We start from the raw sequence: 22,270 nt of genomic DNA on the forward strand, positions 1-22,270 counted from the left end.
AGAAAGTGTTCGATTTTTAATCATTCCGTAAAGGTATCATTTCAGTGCGAAATTACCGCTCTGGACAGGACGTAGCATTATGAAGACACATCCACAGTACGAACCCTGGCTGCAGGGCATGCTCATCATCGCGAGGCACTACCGGCTGGATTTCTCAGCGGAGCATGTTCGGGTCACGATTAACCATGAAAGCCAGTCTCCGCGCCAGCTGGTGCTGGAGGAGATGGCGCGCCAGCTTGGGCTGGGGATGCGTATGGTGGCGGCTGAAGCGGTATCCCTCGATCCGTGGCGCCTGCCGCTGCTGGCGGAATTCACCGGCGGACAGATTGCGGTCATTAACCGCATGGACAGCGAAGGCAACGTCAGCCTGCAGTTTAGCGGCGACGCGGGGCTGGAGACGACGCTGACGCGTGATGAGCTCGGGGCGCGGTTAAAAGGGCTGATGGTGTTGCGCCCGCTCGAATCCACGCCGGATGCCCGCGTGGACGACTACATCAAACCCTATGAGAAAAACTGGTTCTGGCAGCTGGCGCTGAAGGACTGGCGACGCTACAGCGACATTATGCTGGTGGCGCTGGTCGCCAACGTGCTGGCGCTCTCCGGCATGGTCTTCTCAATGCAGGTGTACGACAGGGTGGTACCGTCGCAGTCGGAAGCCACGCTGTGGGTGCTGTTTGGCGGCGTGATGATTGCCATCGTGTTCGAATTCATCATGCGCATGCTGCGCGTGCATATTTCTGACGTGGTGGGGAAGCGCGCCGACCTGCGCATCTCTGAACGCGTGTTTGCCCACGCGCTGCGGATTAAAAACGGCGCGCGCTCCAAATCGACCGGATCCTTTATCGCCCAGATCCGCGAGCTGGAGTCGGTGCGCGAGCTCATTACCTCGACCACCATTGCGGCGATTTCCGATCTGCCATTCTTCCTGCTGTTCGTCTTTATTCTGTGGATGATTGGCGGCCCGCTGGTGCTGGTGGTCCTGCTCGCCGTGCCGCTGCTTCTTATCCCCGGCCTGCTGGTGCAGCGCCCGCTGGGGAAACTCTCCAGCGAAGGGATGCGGGAATCCGCCATCCGTAACGCCACGCTGGTGGAAGCGGTGCAGGGCATTGAAGACATCAAGCTGATGCGCGCCGAGCAGCGTTTCCAGAACCAGTGGAATAATACCAACGACGTTGCCGCCAGCGTCGGCATGAAGCAGCGCTGGCTGACGGGCCTGCTGCTCACCTGGACGCAGGAGGTGCAGTCAATCGTCTACGCGGTGGTACTGCTGGTGGGCTGTTACCTGGTCATCAGCGGCGACATGACTACCGGTGCGCTGGTGGGAACCTCGATTCTGGCGTCGCGCACCATCGCGCCGCTGTCGCAGATCTCAGGCGTGCTGTCGCGCTGGCAGTCGGCAAAGGTGGCCCGCAAGGGGCTGGACGACCTGATGCAGCGCCCGATTGACGATCCGCAGCACGGCAAGAAGGTGCACAAAGCCCACCTGCGCGGCGACTATGCGCTTGAGGACGTCGGGTTTTATTACGACGAGGAAGAAAAACTCACCGTGCTCAACATCAGCAAGCTGCAGATCCGCGCCGGAGAGCGCGTGGCGGTGCTCGGGCGCAATGGCTCCGGTAAAAGCACGCTGTTACAGCTGCTGGCGGGCATGCAGGAGCCGCAGCAGGGCAGCATCCTGCTCGACGATATCGCCCTCAATCATCTGGACCCGGCCGACGTGCGCCGCGACATGCAGCTGCTCAGCCAGCAGGCCCGGCTGTTCTTTGGCTCCGTGCGGGACAACATCCTGATGGGGAACCCGTTAGCCACCGATGATGAGATTCATCAGGCGCTGGTTAACAGCGGCGCGCTGGAGTTTGTGCGCAAGCAGAAAATGGGGCTGAACTACATCATCAACGAGGGCGGGGCGGGTCTCTCCGGCGGCCAGCGTCAGGCGCTGCTGCTGGCGCGAGCCCTGATTACCTCGCCGACTATTCTGCTGCTGGACGAGCCTACCGCCTGGCTGGACGAAATGAGCGAGAAGCAGTTTATTCAGCATCTTCACAAATGGCTGGGTAAACGCCGGACGCTGGTCGTGGCGACGCATCGCCTGCCGATTCTGGACCTGGTCGACCGCATCATCGTGCTGGAAAACGGCAAGGTGGTGATGGACGGCCCGCGCGATGCAATCCTGCACCAGCACGGCATGGCGCCGCAGAAAGCCGCGCAGCGCACCGTGACCATGAAGCCAGCGGCGGTTGTCGAGGAGGGCGCGGCATGAATGATTTCTCTCGTTTCAATAGCCGACTGAAGGAGCCACGCCTGCCGCGCTCGTCGCTGGTGGCATGGTCCCTGTTCGCCCTGCTGGCGGTGTTTATCGCCTGGGCAAGCCTGTTCCATCTGGATGAAGTGACGACCGGCAGCGGCAAGGTCATACCGTCTTCGCATGAGCAGGTCATCCAGTCTCTGGAAGGCGGCATCATTCACAGCCTGATGGTGCGTGAAGGCGACATCGTGGAACGCGGGCAGCAGCTCGCGCAGCTTGACCGGACAAAAACCGAGTCGAGCGTGCTGGAGAGCGAGTCTCGCCTGAATGCGGCGCTGGCAACCGCTGCGCGCCTGAAGGCCGAGGTGAACGACACGGAACTCGCGTTTCCGGACGAGCTGGATGACGACGTTGAGCTGGTCAAACAGGAAACGGCGCTCTACCAGTCCCGTCGTGAAAGTCTCGAAAAAGGGCTGGCCGGCTTGCGTCAGGGCGCCGAGCTGGTGCAGCGCGAGCTGTCGTTAACCCGACCGCTGGTGACCCAGGGGGCGGCCAGCAAGGTTGAGGTGTTACGTCTTGAGCGTCAAAACAACGAGCTTGAGAACAAAATCACCGAGATGAAAAACCAGTATTACGTTCGCGCCCGTGAGGAGCTGGCGAAAGCCAATGCGGAGATTGAGGCCCAGCGTTCGGTGATGAAAGGGCGTGAGGACTCCCTGACCCGGCTGACCTTCAATGCCCCGGTTCGCGGGATCGTGAAGGATATTGACGTCACAACCGTGGGAGGCGTTATCCCGCCGAACGGCAAGCTGATGAGCCTTGTCCCGCTTGACGATCAGATGGTGGTCGAAGCGAAAATCTCGCCGCGCGATGTGGCGTTTATCCATCCCGGCCAGAAAGCGCTGGTGAAAATTACGGCCTATGACTACTCCATTTACGGCGGGCTGGAAGGGGAAGTGACGATGATTTCGCCGGACACCCTGCAGGATGAGGTGAAAAGGGATGTCTACTACTATCGCGTCTATATCCGTACCGACAGTAACCATCTGACCAATAAGCAGGGTCAGGAATTTCCGGTCTTTCCGGGCATGATTGCCACCGTTGATATTAAAACCGGCAGCAAAACCATTCTGGATTATCTGTTGAAACCTCTGAACAAGGCAAAAGAGGCGCTGCGGGAACGATAGGGGAATGGCGTTCGGAACTCCGAACGCCTGCTGGATTATACGGTTGACGTCACGTTGTGAGCGTGGCGTCGCTCTTTAGGCACAACGTTGATGTAATGCGTAACATACGCAAAATATAAACCGGCATAATTTTCGACAAGGTCGATAAACGCCGGGTATATCGACATCCGACCATCACCACGATCTTTAAGATATCCCGCCTCTTGTGCCGATTTGACAATTCGGTTGACGTGGATGCGCGAAACAAAAAATTCCTTTGCGAGCGTGCTGGCTGAATAGTCAATGACCGCACCGTGAGCGGATTTATTTTTCATGGCCTGCAGATAGATATAAAGCATAATCATGCGGCCGCCATCTTTATCAATAAATAACCCCACCTCAGGTAACACCTTTCTGAACGTTAATCCCCGGAAAAGATATTCAGCCGCGCGGCGGAAAAAGTTGTTTCTCAAAATATCATTATCCAGCAGGTTAACATTAATATTAAATGCCGGATAAAGAATGCTGACGGGCAAAAAAGCGCCGGACATATAGCGCTTAAGTTCATTGAGTCCTTTTTCGGTTGGCGCGATTCTCGTTTTGCGTCGGTCATCCGTGCAGCGCCAGGTCCTGATGCGCCCTGTGGTTCTCAGTATCGTAATGATCGCAATCACGCTGTTGGGGCTGGCTATTTTATAGCGAGAGCATAACTCTTTAATCTCTGAAACTGACTCGGCCTGATTTCCAAAAATAAAACAACACATGGAGAGAATAATGTTAAACCGTGATTCCTGCAGCATTGTTTTGTAGAACAAAGGTTGTTTTTTGTAGATGGTGTCATTAATTGTGTAGTGCTCTAATATTGCCTCACCGAATCGCGGATTGTTCTTTATAACATCCCTTCGATGTAGCAAGGCCCTGGATGAGATGTGATTATCCATAGCATTTTTCTCGTATTTGAATGAGCCGATAGATGAAGTGTCCACTCTTCTTTTTCGGAATTTTCATTATACCCTGAGAATAAGATATTTGCCGTTGTTATTTGCAAAGAAAAGTATATTTAAACGACGGTGATTAACGCAAAGATGTTCCTGTGAGTTCAGCGGATAACTGTTTCTTACCCTGAGGCTGTACTGTAAAATTAATGTTTATAACAGGTGCGTTAAATTTTACGTATTCACAAATGGAAATGGCGCCTCAGTGCCCAGGAGCAGTTTATGACCCACACAATTTCTCTCAGAAATGAGGCGTGCGATGAACATAAATTTGTCATCTCCGCCTGCGGTTTTACGTTCCAGGGATATCGTCTGATCCTTAACCAGTACGGAATACAGGCTTCGCATATTCACTTTGACGGGGATGAGGTATCCCAACAGGATCTTGAAAATATCCTTATAAATCAGAGTGCTCATATTGTGGTGTTTCTCGGAAAAGGTATCGTCAGTCTCCTGGAGAGCCTGAAGCGACTGGCATCCGTGCTCAATGCACTTCCCGTTATTCGACGCGTCACCCTGTATGGCGACCTGCCGGATAGCTGGCTATATCGCACCCTGGGCACTCTTTTAAATAATAGTTATCAATTATCATTGATTCGACTGGCCCGCGTTTCAGATGTCATAACCTGTATTCATACACACCATCATGTTTTTAAAGATCGTTCGTACGTATTACGCGATCGCTACAAGGATAATTCTTCGCAAGAAACCGTAAAGTGGCTAACAAAAAGAGAAATTGACGTTTTATTAAATTTCTACCGCGGCATGTCCGTAAAAGAAATGTGCGACGAAATGGGGCTTTCTAATAAAACGGTTTATACCCACCGTAAGGAAGGCGTGCTGAAATTACGCTTAATTAAGCGGTGGCTAAACGATTCGCACAATTTCAGCGCGGAAAGACGTATCAAGCGGCGGAGCCAACATACGGATTTTACGGATAAAGAATCAGAAATTTTTAATGCATTATATAAAAAAGAGATCTTCCCCGCTTATCAGATCATTACCGATCGTGACAAAAAGGGCGTAGGCTTTGAGATACTGATCCGCTGGAATAAAAACGGTAAAATTGTCAAGCCGGCCAGTTTTCTCACGGATATTTCAAACCATGAGATATGGTTGAAAATAACGGCGTTAGTCATCCATGCCGCCGTGTCAGGGATTAATAAGTATAACGGTAAATACTATTTTTCTGTAAATATTCCGCCTCGTCTGGCTTCCGGAAATGCATTGCCTGATATGGCAAAGAAAGCTATCGACATGCTGCTCAAGCCGCAGTGGGCCGAAAAGCTGGTCTTTGAATTTGCTGAAGATATTGACGTGACGAAGGACAAAAGGATCCCTGAAACCATGCGGCATTTGCGTAATACGGGGTGTCGATTATTTCTGGATGACTGCTTCTCTAACCATCAAACCATGTTCCCGGTGCGGCAGGTGCATTTTGATGGACTCAAGCTGGATCGCGACATCGTTGAGCATTTTGTGGCAAACGACAATGACTATAACCTGATTAAAGCGATACAGATTTATAGCGACATGACCGGAACGGACTGTATTGCCGAGGGGGTTGATAGTGAAGAAAAGTTTGAAAAATTAGTCGCGCTGGGCGTCAAAAACTTTCAGGGGTATTATTTATCTCGTGCCGTGAAAGAGGAAGAGTTAGACCGTATGGTCAGAATGTTTAGCTAAGAAAAATAAAGCCCCGAAGGGCCTTTTATTATTTTCGACCGAGCAGCAGGCCGAGAACAATACCGACCGCACCCGCTGCGACGAGGCCGGTGAGGGGATTATTTCTGACAGCTTCAGTGACGTCGGAAACGGCATCGCTGGCCTGCGCGGCATATTTTTTAGCCGCACCTTTTACCTGATGCTTTGGTGAATCAACGAATTCACCAAACTGCTGCTGCGCGGAACCTGCAAGCTCATCAAATTTATTTTTAGCTTTATCTTCAGCAAACTGGGTGTTTTTATCAGTACCGAAATCAGACATTTTTGCCTCCTTTTGTTGATTATTAAAGGATAGCCGCTCTTTGTGGATGTGGGAGACGTTAGGCTAAATTCGGTACATATCAGGGCTGTTTTCGGATATATCTCTATACCGGAAACCCGTTATTTCTCATTGTCATCCTGACCGTAATACAGTTTCCCGATGCGAATCAGCGGGCGGCCCTGAGACTTACGATGCAGGTTACTGTCCCTGAGCGAATAAACGCACCCGCAGTATTCCTGCTGGTAAAACTGCTCCCGCTTGCTGATCTCAATCATGCGAGAGGAGCCGCCCTGTTTACGCCAGTTATAGTCCCAGTAAACCATACCCGGATAGCGCGCGGCAGCACGCTGGCCGCAGTCATTTATCTGCTGCATGTTTTTCCAGCGCGAGATCCCGAGCGAGCTGCTGATGACGCTGAATCCATTTTCTGCCGCATAGAGCGCCGTACGCTCGAAACGCATATCGAAGCACATGGTGCAGCGGACGCCACGCTCGGGTTCCCATTCCATGCCTTTCGCGCGCTCAAACCAGTTATCTGTATCGTAATCGGCATCAACAAACGGCACGCCGTGTTTTTCCGCAAAGCGAATATTCTCCTCCTTACGAATGAGGTATTCCTTTTGTGGATGGATATTGGGGTTGTAGAAGAAAATCGTGTAGTCAATCCCCGAAGCCTGGATAGCCTCCATCACTTCACCCGAGCAGGGGGCGCAGCAGGAGTGCAACAGCAGCCTGTCGGCACCGTCTGGCAGGGAAAGTTGTGGGCGGATAAAAGGGGCTGTCGTCATGGCGTTCTGCAATATGTTTATGAAATTTATGGAAGGGTAGCATAAATTCATCATCTGTTGAGACGGGATCAAGGCAGGACAGAGCGACCCCGCGGGGCGGGATCATCTCGGGTACCACGTGTTGCTATTCGGCAAAATTCAGCAGCGCTGCGCCATCAAGACGATAGCGAACCCATTCGGACTGCGGCAGCGCGCCTATGCTCAGGTAAAAATCAATGGCGGGCTGGTTCCAGTCCAGCACGCTCCATTCAAGGCGGCCGCACTGCCGTTTTACCGCGAGCTGCGCGATATGTTTCAATAGCGCTCTTCCCGCGCCTTTACCGCGATACTCCGGGGATACGTACAGGTCTTCCATGTAAATCCCGTTACGTCCGAGCCAGGTCGAATAGCTGGTGAAGAACACGGCATAGCCGGCAGTCTTGCCTTCACACTCCGCGATCAACGCTTCGGTTTTTGTGCCTGCGCCAAAGAGCGTTTCGCGGATCTCCTCCGGCGTGGTAACCACTTCTTCCGGCGCTTTTTCATACACCGCCAGCTCGTAGATCATGGCGTATATTGCCGCCGCATCTTCGGGGCGGGCCTGACGAATGGTGATGCTCATTGTTTTTCCTGTGTTTTAGCCTGTGTTCGATTGATGGCGTTAAGCATACGGAGTATTGTCCGAAGAATTAAGTGCAATGAAATCAACAGATGATGAATATTATGCATCCGGTACTGAGGCGTCTTGATTTAAACCTGCTGCCCGTTTTCGACGCGATTTACCGCCACCGTTCCGTTCGGCTGGCCGCTGACGAGCTGGCGATGAGCACATCGGCACTGAGCCATGCGCTGTCGCGTTTGCGCATCACCCTGAATGACCCGCTCTTTTTTCGCGAAGGGCATCGCATGTCCCCCAGCGTGTATGCCAATCAGCTTGCGCCTTCCATTGCTTCCGCATTGTCGTTCCTCAATCATGAGCTGACCCCGCAGCCGGAGTTTGACCCGGCCAGCAGTACCGAAAGCTTACAAATTGGGATTACGGACTTTACCGCGCTGTGCATTTTCCCGGCGCTGATGCACAAACTGCAGCTTGCTGCCCCGGGCTTGCGTTTCGAATTGCGCTATCTGCCGCACAGCCCGGCGCTGACGGAACTGCTGGCGGGCGAAGTGGATCTCGCGCTGGGGTTCAGCACTCAGGATGATATCCGGCACCCGGAACTGGAAGAGATCGACTGGTTTGAAGATGAGTATGTGGTCATCGGCAACGCGCGCCGGACGCGTCTCACTCTGGAGGATTATCTCGCGGCCCGTCATCTGGTGGTGACGCCATGGAATGAGAAACAGGGCGTTCTGGACGTGCGGCTGGAACAACTGGGCTATACCCGACAAATCGCGATCAAAACGCCGTCGATGTTGAGCGCGCCGTTTATCGTTGCCGAAAGCGACCTGCTGATGGCAATCCCCCGTTTTGCCGCTGAGAAGCTGGCTGCGGCAGCGGACCTGAGGATTTTTCCTTTACCGTTTTCGATACGCACGTTTGAAGTGAAAATTTACTCGCATAAACGCAGCGGCCAGCGGGGGGCGACCCGCTGGCTTAAGGAGGAGCTGCAAACGCTGGCGCAGGCGCTTCATTCCGGGCTGTCCGGCTCCCAGGAAAGGATGTCGCCGGGTTGACACTGCAGCGCCTCGCAAAATGAGTAGGGCGTAAAGTCCAAACGATAAAAAGAGATGCGACCGGGAAGGAAAGTACGATATCGTAACTCTATGATTAAACGCGTAGTTCGCAGGAACGCCGTCGCAACAGGACGATAAATGATTGATGACATTCGTTATCTGATAGTGTTTGCAAAGATTGCTGAGGCAGGATCCATTTCAGGTGGGGCAGAAGCGTTAGGGCTCACAACCGCAACGGCAAGCGCGCATTTATCAAAGCTGGAAAAAAATCTTGGCTGCGCGTTGCTGTACAGAAACACCCGCAAACTCTCTCTGACTCACGATGGCGCCAATTTGCTGGAAACGGCCAAATCGATGCTGGCGCTTTATGAGCAGGGGGTCATTGAATTTAAGCAGCGTTCGATATCAACGGCGAATAAGCTGACTATTTCTCTTCCTGCCGTTTTTCTGAAGAGTGCGTTTACCCGCCATCTGGCCGATTTTATAAAACGTCATCCGGGCATTTTACTGAATATCTCTTACAGCGATACGCGCAGAGATATTATTGCCGACGGTATTGATGTGGCATTTCGAATCGGCGAACTTCCGAACAGCTCTCTTAAAGCGCGCCATCTTTTTGTGCTGCCACGTCAGGTAGTTGCGTCCCGGGAATTGCTCAGCTATTACCCGACGATTACGCATCCTGATGAACTGGCGAAACTGCCATGGATTGGACTCAATATGAGGCAGAATAACCGGGAATTCCGGCATAAAAATGGGGACGTGGCTGTCGTGACGTATACGCCCACGGTGTATGTAGATAATGTCGAAGCCACTTATGCTCTTGCCAGACAACAAATTGGTCTTGCAGCACCTCCTCGCTATTTAAGCGAAGAGGATGTTAAGCGCGGAGAAATGCAGGAAATACTTCCTGACTGGTCATTGGAACCGCTGAAAGTCTATGCCGTATGGCCTTCTAATATGTCGACCAGCAGTATTGCCTACAAATTGATTAATGATATTTATAACGCAATTGAGTATCACACGTTATAACGGGTTTAAAACGTTAAAAAGAGCATGTAACACGCCGTAATAAATAACAACCCGCCCATCAACACGTTAAACGTACGGAGCTGCCGTGTGCTCCTGAGAAGAACCGATACCTTTTCTCCCATCAATGCCCAGGCAGAAAGCGACAGGTAACAGACAAAAAAATAGACCGTGATAAAAACGAGTGCTGTCACAGGGGTTGAGGGTTCAGAAAACATCGCAGCTCCTGAAGCGCACGCGGTCCAAGCTTTTGGGTTGATCCACTGCATGACAAAACCCTGAACAAAACCGGGTGAATCCGTTTTTGTTAATGACATATCGGACCGTGACGACGCTATCTTATAGCCCATATACATGATAAATAAAGAACCGGCAATATTAAGATACCGGAAAAACACTGGATATTTTTCGATTGCAGCGTAAAAGCCGAAACATATAAAGATAAGTAATAACGTAAACCCTATCGTTGCACCGGAGACAAATGAGAAGGTCTTTCTAAAACCGTGAACGGCACCAGACGATATAATCACCATATTAACGGGGCCAGGAGAAAATGAAAGCGTCAGTGAAAATATAAACATTGTAAAAAGTAACAGCATTTTATCTCCGTGGGTTGGTTTATCTACAGAACAATCATTGTGATGTTTAATTCACCACTCTGTTTTCGTGTTTCAGAAGGCTACCCGGGAACGCTCGTCAGAGTAAGTGGCTTTTATCTAAAGGTGTGTTTGATGTTTTGGTTTGATCGCGCAGCCGGGGTGCGAGTAAGGGCTCGTCAATGCCGGGTAAATTATGAAAACACAAATGCCAGGACATACGCCCTGGCATGGCACAAGAAAGGAGAGATTAGGGCGACGTTATACTAGCGGCATATCGTTGTGCGGCAGCAATCGCCCTGTCGTCAAAAATATACTGTTCAAAATGATGGCTCGCATCGGTGACGCGATATATTTTCCACTTACCGTCTTCATTGCGCAGATACACGTTTAACTGCTGTTTCTGCTCATGACCCACACCCAGCTCGACGTTAACAACTTTTCCGGACACAGAGTTTATTGCGTTGCTTACGCTGAGGTCAGGGATCCACTCCGCGGCATAGTCTTGCGTATAGGTAAAGTAGTCGGAACCGATAATTTCCTGCTCATAGAGAGAGAAAATTTTCTGCAGTCGGAAGAGCGTGTCTCGCGCGATATACTCACGCATTTTTGGGGAATCGAGATTATCTTCTTTGCTGTCTGTGACAAAAGCCGTGAGGTAAAATGTATAAAAGTCATGAGTGCGTTTTTCCGGCGTATCCATCTGTGTTGCACATCCTGTCAGTAACAGGCACATCAAAAGAACGTTACGCATCAGCTTTTCCTGTAAATTTTGTAAGCAGGGCGTGCGGAGCGATATCCCGGACCACCCCACATATCTCTTTGTCTGAAATCAGAGTACCAGGTTGTACCGTCATAAATCGCCATGTGACCTGCCGGATTTCCTCCCTCATAGGGCTGAATAACAACCACATCGCCTTCCTGTAATGTTTCACCTTGCCCTAAAACTCTGAAACCTGCTCGTTCAAGGTTACTGCCATAGTCTTTTGCATTGGGTGCATTTCCAATATCCACGCCACCTGCTCGTATTGCCTTGCGAGTAAATTCACCACAGCGTTTTTGCGATGAAATGCCGGCACTCTGGCGTGCATGCAGGGCCGCAGCGTGTTTGTTCCATGCCATGTGTTAACTCCTGTTGTATATGAAATCGTCACTAAACAACGGGATCTTCAATTCGGTTAGGCAAATAATGTTATTAAAAAATTATATATTTCATATGGTTATATATTTTTAGGTTTCATTCTCTTGCTTGATGATATGCGGTAGATACGCTGATTTTGCAACGGAAATAGAAGGTTTACATCGCCAGGTAAGTAAAATACCATACCCCCCTATAGTATCAGGAGGGCGTATGCCGCATTCACCCGAAGATAAAAAACGCATTCTTACTCGCGTCCGCCGCATTCGGGGCCAGGTTGATGCCCTTGAACGCGCGCTGGAGTCGGGCGACCCCTGTCTGGCCATTTTGCAGCAAATCGCCGCCGTGCGCGGGGCTGCCAATGGCCTGATGGGCGAAATGGTTGAAATTCACCTCAAAGATGAGCTGGTGACGGGGGAAACCACGCCGGATCAGCGAGCCGTACGCATGGCGGAAGTCGGCCATTTGCTGCGCTCTTATCTAAAATAAACCCACACACCTGACAAAAAGGGAAGACATGATGAAATCTCGCGCTGCAGTTGCATTTGGTCCCGGACAGCCGCTGAAAATCGTTGAAATCGACGTGGCACCGCCGAAGAAAGGCGAAGTGCTGATCAAAATCACCCATACCGGCGTGTGCCATACCGATGCGTTTACGCTCTCCGGCGACGATCCGGAAGGCGTCTTCCCGGCGGTGCTGGGTCATGAAGGCGGCGGGATTGTGGTGGAAGTGGGCGAGGGCGTGACCAGCCTGAAGCCTGGCGATCACGTTATCCCGCTGTATACCGCGGAGTGCGGCGAGTGTAAGTTCTGTAAATCCGGTAAAACCAACCTCTGCCAGGCGGTTCGCGCCACTCAGGGGAAAGGGCTGATGCCGGACGGTACCACCCGTTTCTCCTATAACGGCGAGCCCGTTTATCACTACATGGGCACCAGCACCTTCAGCGAATACACCGTTTGCGCGGAGATCTCGCTGGCGAAGGTGAACCCGCAGGCGCCGCTGGATAAAGTCTGCCTGCTGGGCTGCGGCGTGACCACCGGCATTGGCGCGGTGCATAACACGGCAAAAGTCAAAGAGGGCGACACCGTGGCGGTGTTCGGTCTCGGCGGCATTGGTCTGGCGGTGATTCAGGGCGCGGTGCAGGCGAAAGCCGGTCGTATCATCGCGGTCGACACCAACCCGGAGAAATTCAGGCTGGCGGGTGAAATGGGCGCGACCGATTTCGTTAACCCGAAAGATCACGAAAAACCGATTCAGGACGTCATCGTTGAGATGACCGACGGCGGCGTTGACTTCAGCTTCGAATGTATCGGCAACGTGAACGTGATGCGTTCCGCGCTGGAATGCTGCCACAAAGGCTGGGGCGAGAGCATCATCATTGGCGTGGCCGGCGCGGGCCAGGAGATTAAAACCCGTCCATTCCAGCTGGTCACCGGTCGCGTATGGCGCGGTTCCGCGTTTGGCGGCGTGAAGGGCCGTACCCAGCTTCCGGGTATGGTTGAAGATGCTATGGTCGGCAAGATTCAGCTCGACCCGTTCATTACCCACCGTTTGCCGCTGGAGCAGATCAACGACGCGTTCGATCTGATGCACGAAGGAAAATCCATCCGTACCGTCATTCATTTCGGCGACAAGTAACTCTTCTGCCAGCGGTTTTTCGCCGCTGGCGTTTCTTTAATAATCTTCTCTAAAGTGTGACCAGTGCGGCGTTTTTAGCCGTAATCTAAATCTCTGCCGTGCCGATGACTATTTAACAGGCGTGTTTTTACGCATCTTACCTACAAGAGAGTCGACGGTCATGGACAACACTACTTCGATGCAGGCGCAGCGCAAGCTGAGCTTCTTGCATCACATCAGGCTGGTTCCGCTGTTTTCCTCCATTCTCGGTGGCATTATTCTTCTGTTCGCCTTGAGCTCGGGTCTGGCGGGGTATTTCCTGCTGCAGGCCGATAACGATCAGCAGGATGTCACGTCCGAAATTCAGGTGCGTATGGGGCTATCGAACAGCTCAAACCATCTGCGTACCGCGCGTATTAATCTGATCCACGCCGGTGCGGCAAGCCGTATCGCGGAGATGGATGCGATGAAGCAGAACATCAGCGAGGCGGAAACGCGCATTAAGCAGTCCCAGGAGAGCTTTACCGCCTATATGAATCGTGCCGTGCGTACCGCTGAGGGGGCAGCGCTGGATGAGGATCTCAAGGCGCGGTACGACGCCTATATTGCGGGCATGCAGCCGATGGTGAAATTCGCCAAAAACGGCATGTTCGAAGCGATTATCAACCACGAAAACGAAACGGCGCGTCCGCTGGATGACGCTTACAACGCCGTGCTGCTGAAGGCGATTAAGATCCGCACCGAGCGTGCCAATGCGCTGACGGCGCAGGCGCACAGCCGTACGCAGCTGGGCCTGATGTTTATGGTGGGCGCGTTTGCGCTTGCGCTGGTGCTGACGGCGATGACCTTTGTCGTGCTCCGCCGCACGGTCATTAATCCTTTGCAGCGTGCAGCGAAACGTATCGAGAATATCGCCAAAGGCGACCTGACGATGCCGGACGACGTGGCCGGGCGCAGCGAAATTGGCCGCCTGACGCGCGATCTGCAAACCATGCAGCACTCGCTTGAAAACACGGTGGGCACCGTACGTCAGGGGGCGGAAGAGATCTACCGCGGCACGAGCGAGATTTCTGCCGGTAACACCGATCTCTCTTCGCGTACCGAACAGCAGGCTGCGGCCATTGAGCAAACCGCCGCAAGCATGGAACAGCTTACCGCGACGGTGAAACAAAACGCCGATAACGCCCATCATGCCAGCAAGCTTGCGGAAGATGCCTCCGGGAAAGCCAGCCGCGGCGGCCAGATGGTCTCAGGCGTGGTCAAAACCATGGGCAATATCTCCACCAGTTCGAAAAAAATCTCCGAGATCACCGCCGTCATCAACAGCATTGCGTTCCAGACCAATATCCTGGCGCTTAACGCGGCGGTAGAAGCGGCGCGGGCGGGCGAGCAGGGGCGCGGTTTTGCCGTGGTGGCAAGCGAAGTCCGAACCCTTGCAAGCCGCAGTGCGAATGCCGCAAAAGAGATCGAAAGCCTGATTAACGAATCGGTCTCGCTGATCGACCAGGGCTCCGGTGAGGTTGTGGCTGCCGGTAACACCATGAATGAAATCGTCGAAGCGGTTAAACGCGTGACTGACATCATGCTGGAGATTGCCGCCGCGTCCGATGAGCAGAGCCGCGGTATCGTGCAGGTGAGCCAGGCGATTTCTGAGATGGATAAAGTGACCCAGCAGAACGCCTCGCTGGTGGAAGAAGCCTCTGCGGCCGCCGCGTCTCTGGAAGAACAGGGCGCGCGTCTGACCGAGGCGGTCGGGGCGTTTCGTCTGAGCAGTACAAAGCCAGGCCGCGCGGTGATGTCTGCGCCAGTATCGAAGAACGCGCCGTTGCGTCCGGCGGCGACGGTTTCCGGGGATAACTGGGAGACGTTCTGAGTTGTCGGCAGTGTCGGGTGGCGCTTCGCTTACCCGACCTACAAAATCTGACCTACAAAAAAGGGACCTTTCGGTCCCTTTTTCACATCTTATTGCTTATCGGGTAACGCGTACGCGATAACGTAATCCCCGCGATCCGGCGACTGGCGAGCGCCCCCGGCGTTGATGATGATGTACTGCTTACCGGTTTTCGGCGACACGTAGGTCATCGGGCCGGACTGGCTGCCGACAGGCAGACGGTCTTTCCAGATCTCTTTCCCGGTGGCGGTATCAAACGCGCGCAGGTAGAAATCCTGCGTGCCGGCGAAGAACAGCAGGCCGGACTGGGTAGAGAGCGATGCGCCCAGCGTCGGCATGCCGATTGGGATTGGCATGTGCATGCGAATGCCCAGCGGCCCGGTATCTTCCACCGTGCCGACAGGCACCTGCCACACCAGCTTGCCGGTTTTCAGGTCAACGGCCGACATGGTGCCAAACGGCGGCTTCTGACACGGAATGCCCAGCGGTGACAGGAAGCGTTCGCGCATCGCGCCGAACGGCGTGCCGTCCATCGGTACGATACCCATCTCGATGCCGCTGGCGTTTTTCGCCACGTTAGCGCGCGGCACCATGTAGTTTGCCAGGCCCAGGCGCATATCGTTGACGAACATCAGGCTGTTGTTCGGGTCAACGGAGACGCTGCCCCAGTTCATCCCGCCGAGCGAGCCGGGGAACTGCAGGGAACGGTCGAGACCCGGCGGGGTGAAGACGCCCTGATGACGCATCTCTTTAAACTGAATGCGGCACAGCAGCAGGTCGACTGGCGTCGCCCCCCACATGTCGGATTCGGTCAGCGTCTGGTTGCCAATCATCGGCATGCCAACGGAATACGGCTGGGTCGGAGAGTAGCGTTCACCTTCAACGTTACCCGCCGGGACAGGGCGTTCTTCTACCTTCGCCACCGGCTTGCCGGTTTCGCGGTTAAGCATGAAGATCATGCCCTGCTTGCTGGTCTGCACCAGCACAGGCGTGGTGCCGCCCTTACCGTCGGGCAGATCGTACAGCAGCGGCTGGGAAGGCAGGTCAAAGTCCCACAGGTCGTGGTGGGTCGTCTGGAAATGCCAGCGCACCTGACCGGTGGTCGCGTCCACGGCGACGATGGAGGAGCTGTACTTATCGTCCAGCGCGGTACGTTCGCCCGCCCAGAAGTCCGGGGTGGCGTTGCCGGTTGGCAGGTAGATCAGGTTCAGCTTAGCGTCGTAGGACATTGCTGACCAGACGTTCGGCGTGCCGCGGGTGTAGGTCTGGCCTTCCGGCGGCAGGCCGGTCAGGTTCGGATTACCCGGATCCCACGCCCACGCCAGCTTACCGGTGTGCACGTCGTAGGCGCGCACCACGCCCGGCGGTTCGCCGGTGGAGTAGTTATCCGCGACGCGACCGCCGACGACAACCACATTGCCTGCGACCAGCGGCGTGGAGGTCTGCTGATAATATCCGGGCTTGATCTCGCCCATGCCGACGCTCAGATCCACGGTGCCATGGTCGCCGAAGTCTTCACAGACCTTGCCGTCATCCGCGTTGATGGCAATCAGGCGGGCGTCGGTGGTCGGCAGGAACAGGCGGCGAGGGCATGCCGCAGGCGGTGTCTCTGCCTGTGACGTTGTCACGCTGGAATGGTCTTCAAAATAGCCCAGACCGCGGCAGCGCTGCCAGTTAGGCGCCGTGGCTTTGGAATCGTAGCGCCATTTTTCTTTGCCGGAATCCACGTCCAGCGCCAGCACTTTACTGTATGGAGTACAGACGTACAGCGTGTCGCCAATCTGCAATGGCGTGTTCTGATCTTCCGCGCCGGAGCCGTTGCTCTGCGGAATATCGCCTGTGTGCGCAACCCACGCGACTTTCAGATCGCGGACGTTTTGCTTGTTAATCTGGTCCAGCGCGGCGAAACGGTCGCCGTGGGTGGTATTACCCCAGTGCGCCCAGTTCTTTTGCTGCTCGCCGGGGGCGACGGGTTTCACCGGAACGGGCTCGTTCGCTGCCACGAGGGTCTGCGGCTTAAACATCCAGCCCAGGCTGACCAGCATCGCCACCGCGAGCACGGCCGCGACGCCAAAAGCGGGCGCCTTGTTCGCAACGCTGTGGTTTGCCGCGCGCAGGAAAGGCCAGACGATGGCGCAGAGGAAGGCCAGTACGGCAAAGGTAAACAGGCGAGAGAAGAGCGGCCAGAAATCCCAGCCCGCATCGCTTACCGCCCAGAACAGCGAGGCAATAAAGGCGATGCCGTAAAGCACGATCCCGCTGCTGCGATTGAGGAAAATCAGGATCGCGGCAATCACCATCACCACGCCCATTATCAGGAAGTATCCACTTCCGCCTACGGTGACGAGCTTAAAGCCCAGCCCGCCGACTGCCAGACCGATGAGCAACATCAGTCCGGCAAGGAGCCACTGCAGGATACGCGGTATCCCACGTGGCGCGCTGCCAAATGCCATTTCTGTCTCCTTAAGATCCCCCCGCCGTGCTGGGTGTGTACCAGTTGGGTAATAAATGCGGAGGGAAGAATGATTAATACGGGTGAATTCGGGGTTGTAAAATCATTTACGAACCATTTGGTGAATTCGTCGCTATGATAAAACTGTTAAATTGTTTTACGCAATTGTTAATGAATGATTTCGCATTAATTGATTAGGGCGCAGACGGCCCCTCTCCCTTGAGGGAGAGGGCTGGGGTGAGGGGGAACATACGGCTGTGGTGGTCATTCCGTTCACTTTATGTTTCTTGCTACTCTGTAACGACATGGCCTGTGAACGTGCCAGGGCGGCTCAATCGCCACCGCCCTGGCAACCCGGGCTCCCGGCGGTAAATCGCCGCTTCGCGGTGCCCTCAGCTTATTCCTTCAGGCTATCGGGTCGGGCATGAGCCTGCATCCCTGCAGGCCACGCCCTCTCGGCGCATCCCTGCGCCTCGCCCCGGCCTTGCGGAAACGCTTCGGCGATTTACAGCCGGACCAGAGCGTCGCTGTAAGTTCTTCATTTTCCTGAGGCAATATTTATCGCTTCGGGTGGAAAAATGGCTGGGGAACCCTCGCCCCGTTGGGGAGAGGGTTAGGATGAGGAGGGCGAAAGTTGTCAGACCGGCATTGATTTACGAATAGCGCTCAGCAGTGTCTGCGCGCCCGTTGAAAGCGGCGTGTCTACGCGGGTCAAAATGCCGATAGGTTCACCGGGGCCGGGGGAGGTAATCGGCAGGGCGATCAGCGTTCCCTGGCGTAAATCGTCTTTCACCGCACCGGAGGGGACGAACCAGACGTAGTCATAATCCAGCGTAAGCTGGCGCGAAAGCGAGGCCGACAGCGTTTCGATACATCCTGAGGGCAGCGTACACCCCTGCATTTGCAGCAAGGTTTCGGCGGTCTGGCGGGGAACGGTCCCTTTTGGGCAGACCACTACCGGCCACTCCATCACGCGGCTTAACGTGACCGTGTCCTGCAGCAGGGGGTGATCGGGACGAACCACCAGCTTCAGAGACTCCAGGAACAGCAGTTCATAGTTGAGGCCGCCCATCAGCTCAGGGTCGGACATGCGGCCGATTCCGAGATCCAGTTCGCCGGATTTCAGCCCCGCGAGCAGCATGGTGTTATTCATGGTGGCGACCTGAATCGTGGTATGCCGCTGCTGCTTGTGGAACTGGCCGATAACGGGCGGAAGAATGCCCAGCGCCGCGGTAGGCAGAGCGCCCACGCGCACCACCTCACTGGATTGCTCTTCTTTTCGGTGCAGGGACTGGCCTGCGGTATTGAGCGCATCCAGCACTTTCACGGCGTGCGTGAGGAACTGTTCGCCCACGATGGTAAGCTGCGCCCCCAGCCGGCCGCGGTCAAAAAGACGGGCACCGGTCAGCTGTTCCAGCTCGTTGAGGGTTTTTGAGAGCGCAGGCTGGCTCAGGTTGAGAGTTTCAGCCGCACGCCCCAGCGTTCCCTGTTGAGCGACGGCCACAAATGTATGCAAATGGCGCAAGCGTATGCGCTGACTGAACAGACCATTTTTTTCCATAGGCGATGTTAAAAACAGAGCGATGCGGGTGACAAGTTAAGTTGTTTAATTTTGATAACCTGATAGCAAAATATTTTTAACATTTGATCTGTTTGAGTTACAACATGTTTTTTGGCGGGGGAATAAAAGCGAACATCCTTGTTCGTTTATTGCTCACTGCGGAGGGGTATTGTCTACCGGTTTAGATCACGCCGTCGCCGCCATCGGAGCACCACACCTGGCCGGACGTAAATGAACATTCATCCGAGGCCAGCGTGACGTACAGCGGGGCAATCTCGACGGGCTGGCCCGGACGTCCCAGCGGGGTGTCGCCACCGAACTCCTTCACTTTTTCCATCGGCTGCCCGCCGCTGGACTGCAGAACCGTCCAGTAAGGACCAGGAGCAACCGCGTTGACGCGAATGCCTTTCGGACCCAGCTGCTTGGCTAAGGATTTGGTAAACACCGCCAGACAGGCTTTCGTCTGGGCGTAGTCCAGCAGCACGGGGCTGGGCTTCACCGCCTGAACGGAGGAGGTATTAATGATAACGGACGACGCTTTCAGGTGGCGCAGGGCCGCCTTGGTGATCCAGAACGGAGCGTAAACGTTGGTTTTAAACGTTGCGTCAAAATCTTCCGTGGTCAGTTCCTCAAGCGATTCACGGAACTGCTGACGGCCGGCGTTGTTGACCAGAATGTCCAGCCCGCCCAGTTTCGACACGGCTTCTTCGACCAGATTCTGACAGAAGGTTTCGTCCCGGACGTCACCCGGCAACGCGACGGCCTTGCGGCCTTCCGCTTCGATCAGCTCGATGACCTCAGCGGCGTCTTTTTCCTCTTCGGGCAGGTAGTTAATGGCAACGTCAGCGCCTTCACGCGCATAGGCGATAGCGACCGCGCGACCAATGCCGGAGTCTCCGCCGGTAATCAACGCTTTTTTGCCGGCAAGGCGGCCATGCCCTTTATAGCTTTGTTCCCCGTGGTCGGGTACGGGCTGCATTTCGGATGCCAGTCCCGGCGGCGTTTGCGGCTGTTCCGGGAACGGGGGCTGCGGGTAAGCGTTCGTACGTTGTTTAGTATCACTCATAGCTGACTCCTTAAGCCAAGGGGTGAGATTTGATGGATAACTGCAGCGTTAACGCTTCGCTGAATTATTTCTGCAAACGATCGACACGGACGACGGCAGGAGATGATTTTTTATCAAGCGAACCGTTGATACTGATCATCTGGTCGGGTTTTACCGTTCTGCCGTCGAAGACTGCCTGGGGAATAATAACGTCGATTTTTCCGGTTTTATCCTGAAATACAAACTTATCGCCGCTACCGTCAATAAGATTACCGCGTAATGAAATTGTCGCACCATCGTGCAATTCTTTTGCCTGCCTGATGGTCATAATACGCGCATCGTCGGTTCCGCGATATCCGCTATCAAGCGCGTGGGGAGGCGGTGGCGCTTCGCCTTTTTGTAAACCCCCGTTATTATCTGCCCATGCGGCCGGAACCAGAAATAACAATAAAGCGGAAATAAGTGATAATTTCATCCGATATCCTTCATTTTGCGTGTCTTGACTTATTAAGTATTGTTGCTATTCCTTTATGTGGCAAATGTGATAAGTCCTAAAAACATTCGCGTTAGAAATCAAAATTATCGGATAATAAGCGAAACGGTGACGATGACCATGAAGCGTGAAAATGAAAAGTTACCCGGGATAGATGAGAGTTACCGTTTGCTGACGTTTGAATACGCGTTTCGTCAGGTGGGTTTTATTGTTCTGCTGGGTATTATCGTCGCGGCGATTGCCGGTCTGTTTTCCAGCGGAATGGTCAGCGACACGGTCAAAACGAATTCCGCTAAATCATTGACCATAGACTATGAACGCTTTGGACGACGGGAGACAGAGACCCGGATGGCGCTCGCGTTTCCGGTGCAGAGCGAGGGGAAGTATGTCCTCAGCATGACCAGCGAGAGCAGCGATGCGTATGAGCCCGGCAGCGTCTGGCCGCAGCCGGACGCTATGTTCAGCCGCGGGAAGACCCTCTTTTTTGTCTATAACAACCTGAAAAAAACAGACAGCTTCTCCGTGTTACTCTTCACGACACCTTCCAGAGCCGGTAAATGGAACACCGTCATCCGCGTCAACAGCGAGCCGGAAATTAACATCTGGCAATTTATTTACCCCTAGGAGGCTGATATGGATATGGTCTTTCGCGCGCTGGCTATTTATCTGTTTCTGGTGGTGGTATTTAAAGTGGCCGGGCGTCGCGCGCTGCTGCAGATGACCAGCTTCGATCTCATTCTGCTTCTGATAATTAGTGAAGCCACGCAGCAGGCGCTTCTCGGACAGGATTTTTCCGTTACCGGTGCGATGATTGCCATTACCACGCTGGTGGTGGTGGATATTATTTTCGGACTAATGAAGAAGTATTTTTCGCCGGTGGAGAATATTCTGGATGGCACGCCTGTTATTCTTGTTGAGAACGGCGTGCCGTTAGCCGATAAACTGAAAAAAGTCGACGTGTCCTGTGATGATATTCTGGTGTCAGCGCGCCAAAATAATGGCATTACGGAAATAAGCGACATTAAATATGCCATACTTGAGCGCAATGGCCATATTTCAATCATTCCTTTCGAGAAATAAGAGGCGGCAAGATGAGCAATCTTTTTCACGACAGCAATAATACCGTGGGTGAACTGACGAAAAAGCTGGCGAGCAAATTAACCGATCTCGGGCTTCGCTTAACCACCGCGGAGTCCTGCACGGGCGGAAAACTCTCGGTGGCGCTTTGCGCAGAGGAAAACACCGCCGAATTTTATGATGTTGGGCTGGTCGTGTTCAGCGATGAAGCTAAAGCGCGGATCCTCGGCGTGCGTCCCGAGACGCTTGAGCGGTTTACGGCCGTGAGCGAGCAGACGGTAACCGAAATGGCCGCCAGTATCCGCGACATCGCCCAGGCCGATATCAGCATCGCCATCAGCGGCTACGCGGGTCCGGAAGGGGGCGACGACGGCACGGCGGCGGGGACGGTCTGCTTCGCGTGGAACATACGCGGCGAGACGAAGACCCGCACCGTGCTTTTCTCCGGTGACTGTCAGGATGTGGTCGAAAAAGCGGTGCATTCCTCGCTGGCTGAACTGGTGACAACCTTGTCGGACGGGAATAACGGATAAACT

Annotated in this window: 23 protein-coding genes; 11 read left to right on the top strand and 12 right to left on the bottom strand. The window is 54.1% G+C overall.

Features of this window, described 5'->3' with window-relative positions; translation table 11 throughout:
* Positions 1 to 79: 79 nt before the first annotated feature.
* Together ACERY3_RS07255 and ACERY3_RS07260 are read left to right on the top strand one after the other, a co-directional pair.
* The gene (locus ACERY3_RS07255) at positions 80 to 2,260 is read left to right on the top strand and encodes a type I secretion system permease/ATPase (RefSeq protein ID WP_373225366.1); all 2,181 of its coding nucleotides are present in this window, start codon (positions 80 to 82) and stop codon (positions 2,258 to 2,260) included.
* Positions 2,257 to 3,432, top strand: coding sequence for an HlyD family type I secretion periplasmic adaptor subunit (locus ACERY3_RS07260; RefSeq protein WP_096149885.1), 1,176 nt, complete (start codon positions 2,257 to 2,259; stop codon positions 3,430 to 3,432). Before ACERY3_RS07255 ends, ACERY3_RS07260 begins: the two co-directional genes overlap by 4 nt.
* 35 nt (positions 3,433 to 3,467) lie before the next feature.
* Here ACERY3_RS07260 and ACERY3_RS07265 read toward each other — a convergent pair whose 3' ends face one another.
* Positions 3,468 to 4,352, bottom strand: coding sequence for a hypothetical protein (locus ACERY3_RS07265; protein ID WP_033145482.1), 885 nt, complete (start codon positions 4,350 to 4,352; stop codon positions 3,468 to 3,470).
* A 276-nt stretch (positions 4,353 to 4,628) separates the two neighbouring features.
* Here ACERY3_RS07265 and ACERY3_RS07270 point away from each other — a divergent pair, with 276 nt between their 5' ends.
* A complete protein-coding gene (locus ACERY3_RS07270; RefSeq protein WP_210867214.1) occupies positions 4,629 to 6,092 on the top strand; it encodes an EAL domain-containing protein in 1,464 nt (487 codons plus the stop codon).
* Between the two features lie 28 nt (positions 6,093 to 6,120).
* Here the strand turns inward: ACERY3_RS07270 and ACERY3_RS07275 are convergent, their stop codons facing one another.
* The 3 genes from ACERY3_RS07275 to ACERY3_RS07285 form a co-directional block, all read right to left on the bottom strand.
* Complete coding sequence (locus ACERY3_RS07275) at positions 6,121 to 6,393, bottom strand: YqjD family protein (protein WP_023311651.1); 273 nt, start codon at positions 6,391 to 6,393, stop codon at positions 6,121 to 6,123.
* 119 nt (positions 6,394 to 6,512) lie between these two features.
* Positions 6,513 to 7,181 (bottom strand): epoxyqueuosine reductase QueH, encoded by a 669-nt coding sequence (locus tag ACERY3_RS07280; RefSeq protein WP_023311652.1) that lies wholly within the window; start codon positions 7,179 to 7,181, stop codon positions 6,513 to 6,515.
* Positions 7,182 to 7,305: 124 nt separating this feature from the next.
* Complete coding sequence (locus ACERY3_RS07285) at positions 7,306 to 7,782, bottom strand: GNAT family N-acetyltransferase (RefSeq protein ID WP_087822545.1); 477 nt, start codon at positions 7,780 to 7,782, stop codon at positions 7,306 to 7,308.
* Between the two features lie 89 nt (positions 7,783 to 7,871).
* Here ACERY3_RS07285 and ACERY3_RS07290 point away from each other — a divergent pair, with 89 nt between their 5' ends.
* Positions 7,872 to 8,834, top strand: coding sequence for a LysR family transcriptional regulator (locus ACERY3_RS07290; protein ID WP_248232900.1), 963 nt, complete (start codon positions 7,872 to 7,874; stop codon positions 8,832 to 8,834).
* Here the strand turns inward: ACERY3_RS07290 and ACERY3_RS07295 are convergent.
* Positions 8,789 to 8,986, bottom strand: coding sequence for a helix-turn-helix transcriptional regulator (locus ACERY3_RS07295; RefSeq protein ID WP_127353284.1), 198 nt, complete (start codon positions 8,984 to 8,986; stop codon positions 8,789 to 8,791). The two genes, ACERY3_RS07290 and ACERY3_RS07295, sit on opposite strands and share 46 nt — an antisense overlap.
* Between ACERY3_RS07295 and ACERY3_RS07300 the strand changes: the two genes are divergently transcribed.
* Complete coding sequence (locus ACERY3_RS07300) at positions 8,973 to 9,866, top strand: LysR family transcriptional regulator (RefSeq protein ID WP_373225367.1); 894 nt, start codon at positions 8,973 to 8,975, stop codon at positions 9,864 to 9,866. The two genes, ACERY3_RS07295 and ACERY3_RS07300, sit on opposite strands and share 14 nt — an antisense overlap.
* A 5-nt stretch (positions 9,867 to 9,871) precedes the next feature.
* Here ACERY3_RS07300 and ACERY3_RS07305 read toward each other — a convergent pair whose 3' ends face one another.
* The 3 genes from ACERY3_RS07305 to ACERY3_RS07315 all read right to left on the bottom strand — a co-directional run bounded on the left by ACERY3_RS07305 (position 9,872) and on the right by ACERY3_RS07315 (position 11,581).
* A complete protein-coding gene (locus tag ACERY3_RS07305) occupies positions 9,872 to 10,462 on the bottom strand; it encodes a LysE family translocator (protein WP_373225368.1) in 591 nt (196 codons plus the stop codon).
* 247 nt (positions 10,463 to 10,709) lie between these two features.
* Positions 10,710 to 11,213, bottom strand: a complete 504-nt coding sequence (locus ACERY3_RS07310) for a YbjP/YqhG family protein (protein WP_232937993.1) — start codon at positions 11,211 to 11,213, stop codon at positions 10,710 to 10,712.
* A complete protein-coding gene (locus ACERY3_RS07315) occupies positions 11,213 to 11,581 on the bottom strand; it encodes an NlpC/P60 family protein (RefSeq protein WP_073000557.1) in 369 nt (122 codons plus the stop codon). The genes ACERY3_RS07310 and ACERY3_RS07315 overlap by 1 nt, the downstream gene beginning before the upstream one ends.
* A 229-nt stretch (positions 11,582 to 11,810) precedes the next feature.
* Here ACERY3_RS07315 and ACERY3_RS07320 point away from each other — a divergent pair, with 229 nt between their 5' ends.
* From ACERY3_RS07320 to ACERY3_RS07330, 3 genes are all read left to right on the top strand, one after another.
* Positions 11,811 to 12,086, top strand: coding sequence for a metal/formaldehyde-sensitive transcriptional repressor (locus ACERY3_RS07320; protein ID WP_003857256.1), 276 nt, complete (start codon positions 11,811 to 11,813; stop codon positions 12,084 to 12,086).
* 31 nt (positions 12,087 to 12,117) lie between these two features.
* Entirely contained in the window at positions 12,118 to 13,236 is a 1,119-nt protein-coding gene (locus ACERY3_RS07325) for an S-(hydroxymethyl)glutathione dehydrogenase/class III alcohol dehydrogenase (protein WP_033146534.1), read from the top strand.
* A 160-nt stretch (positions 13,237 to 13,396) separates the two neighbouring features.
* A complete protein-coding gene (locus ACERY3_RS07330; RefSeq protein ID WP_033145493.1) occupies positions 13,397 to 15,088 on the top strand; it encodes a methyl-accepting chemotaxis protein in 1,692 nt (563 codons plus the stop codon).
* Positions 15,089 to 15,177: 89 nt separating this feature from the next.
* On the opposite strand, the gene ACERY3_RS07335 is transcribed toward ACERY3_RS07330, so the two are convergent.
* The 4 genes from ACERY3_RS07335 to ACERY3_RS07350 all read right to left on the bottom strand — a co-directional run bounded on the left by ACERY3_RS07335 (position 15,178) and on the right by ACERY3_RS07350 (position 20,639).
* Positions 15,178 to 17,559, bottom strand: coding sequence for a glucose/quinate/shikimate family membrane-bound PQQ-dependent dehydrogenase (locus ACERY3_RS07335; RefSeq protein WP_373225369.1), 2,382 nt, complete (start codon positions 17,557 to 17,559; stop codon positions 15,178 to 15,180).
* A 636-nt stretch (positions 17,560 to 18,195) separates the two neighbouring features.
* A complete protein-coding gene (locus tag ACERY3_RS07340) occupies positions 18,196 to 19,119 on the bottom strand; it encodes a LysR substrate-binding domain-containing protein (RefSeq protein ID WP_033145495.1) in 924 nt (307 codons plus the stop codon).
* A gap of 181 nt (positions 19,120 to 19,300) precedes the next feature.
* Complete coding sequence (locus ACERY3_RS07345; protein ID WP_032657142.1) at positions 19,301 to 20,185, bottom strand: SDR family oxidoreductase; 885 nt, start codon at positions 20,183 to 20,185, stop codon at positions 19,301 to 19,303.
* 64 nt (positions 20,186 to 20,249) lie between these two features.
* Positions 20,250 to 20,639, bottom strand: coding sequence for a YdeI family stress tolerance OB fold protein (locus tag ACERY3_RS07350; RefSeq protein ID WP_373225370.1), 390 nt, complete (start codon positions 20,637 to 20,639; stop codon positions 20,250 to 20,252).
* 138 nt (positions 20,640 to 20,777) lie between these two features.
* On the opposite strand from ACERY3_RS07350, the gene ACERY3_RS07355 reads away from it, so the two are divergent.
* From ACERY3_RS07355 to ACERY3_RS07365, 3 genes are read left to right on the top strand one after another with little or no spacing between them, the layout of a single operon-like run.
* A complete protein-coding gene (locus ACERY3_RS07355) occupies positions 20,778 to 21,281 on the top strand; it encodes a hypothetical protein (RefSeq protein WP_182383531.1) in 504 nt (167 codons plus the stop codon).
* Positions 21,282 to 21,290: 9 nt separating this feature from the next.
* Complete coding sequence (locus ACERY3_RS07360) at positions 21,291 to 21,737, top strand: DUF421 domain-containing protein (protein WP_373225371.1); 447 nt, start codon at positions 21,291 to 21,293, stop codon at positions 21,735 to 21,737.
* 11 nt (positions 21,738 to 21,748) lie between these two features.
* The gene (locus ACERY3_RS07365; protein WP_373225372.1) at positions 21,749 to 22,267 is read left to right on the top strand and encodes a 2-oxo-tetronate isomerase; all 519 of its coding nucleotides are present in this window, start codon (positions 21,749 to 21,751) and stop codon (positions 22,265 to 22,267) included.
* Positions 22,268 to 22,270 lie beyond the last annotated feature (3 nt).

The organism is Enterobacter cloacae complex sp. ESBL7 (assembly GCF_041679625.1).
In the GTDB taxonomy this organism is placed as follows: Bacteria; Pseudomonadota; Gammaproteobacteria; order Enterobacterales; family Enterobacteriaceae; genus Enterobacter; species Enterobacter asburiae_B.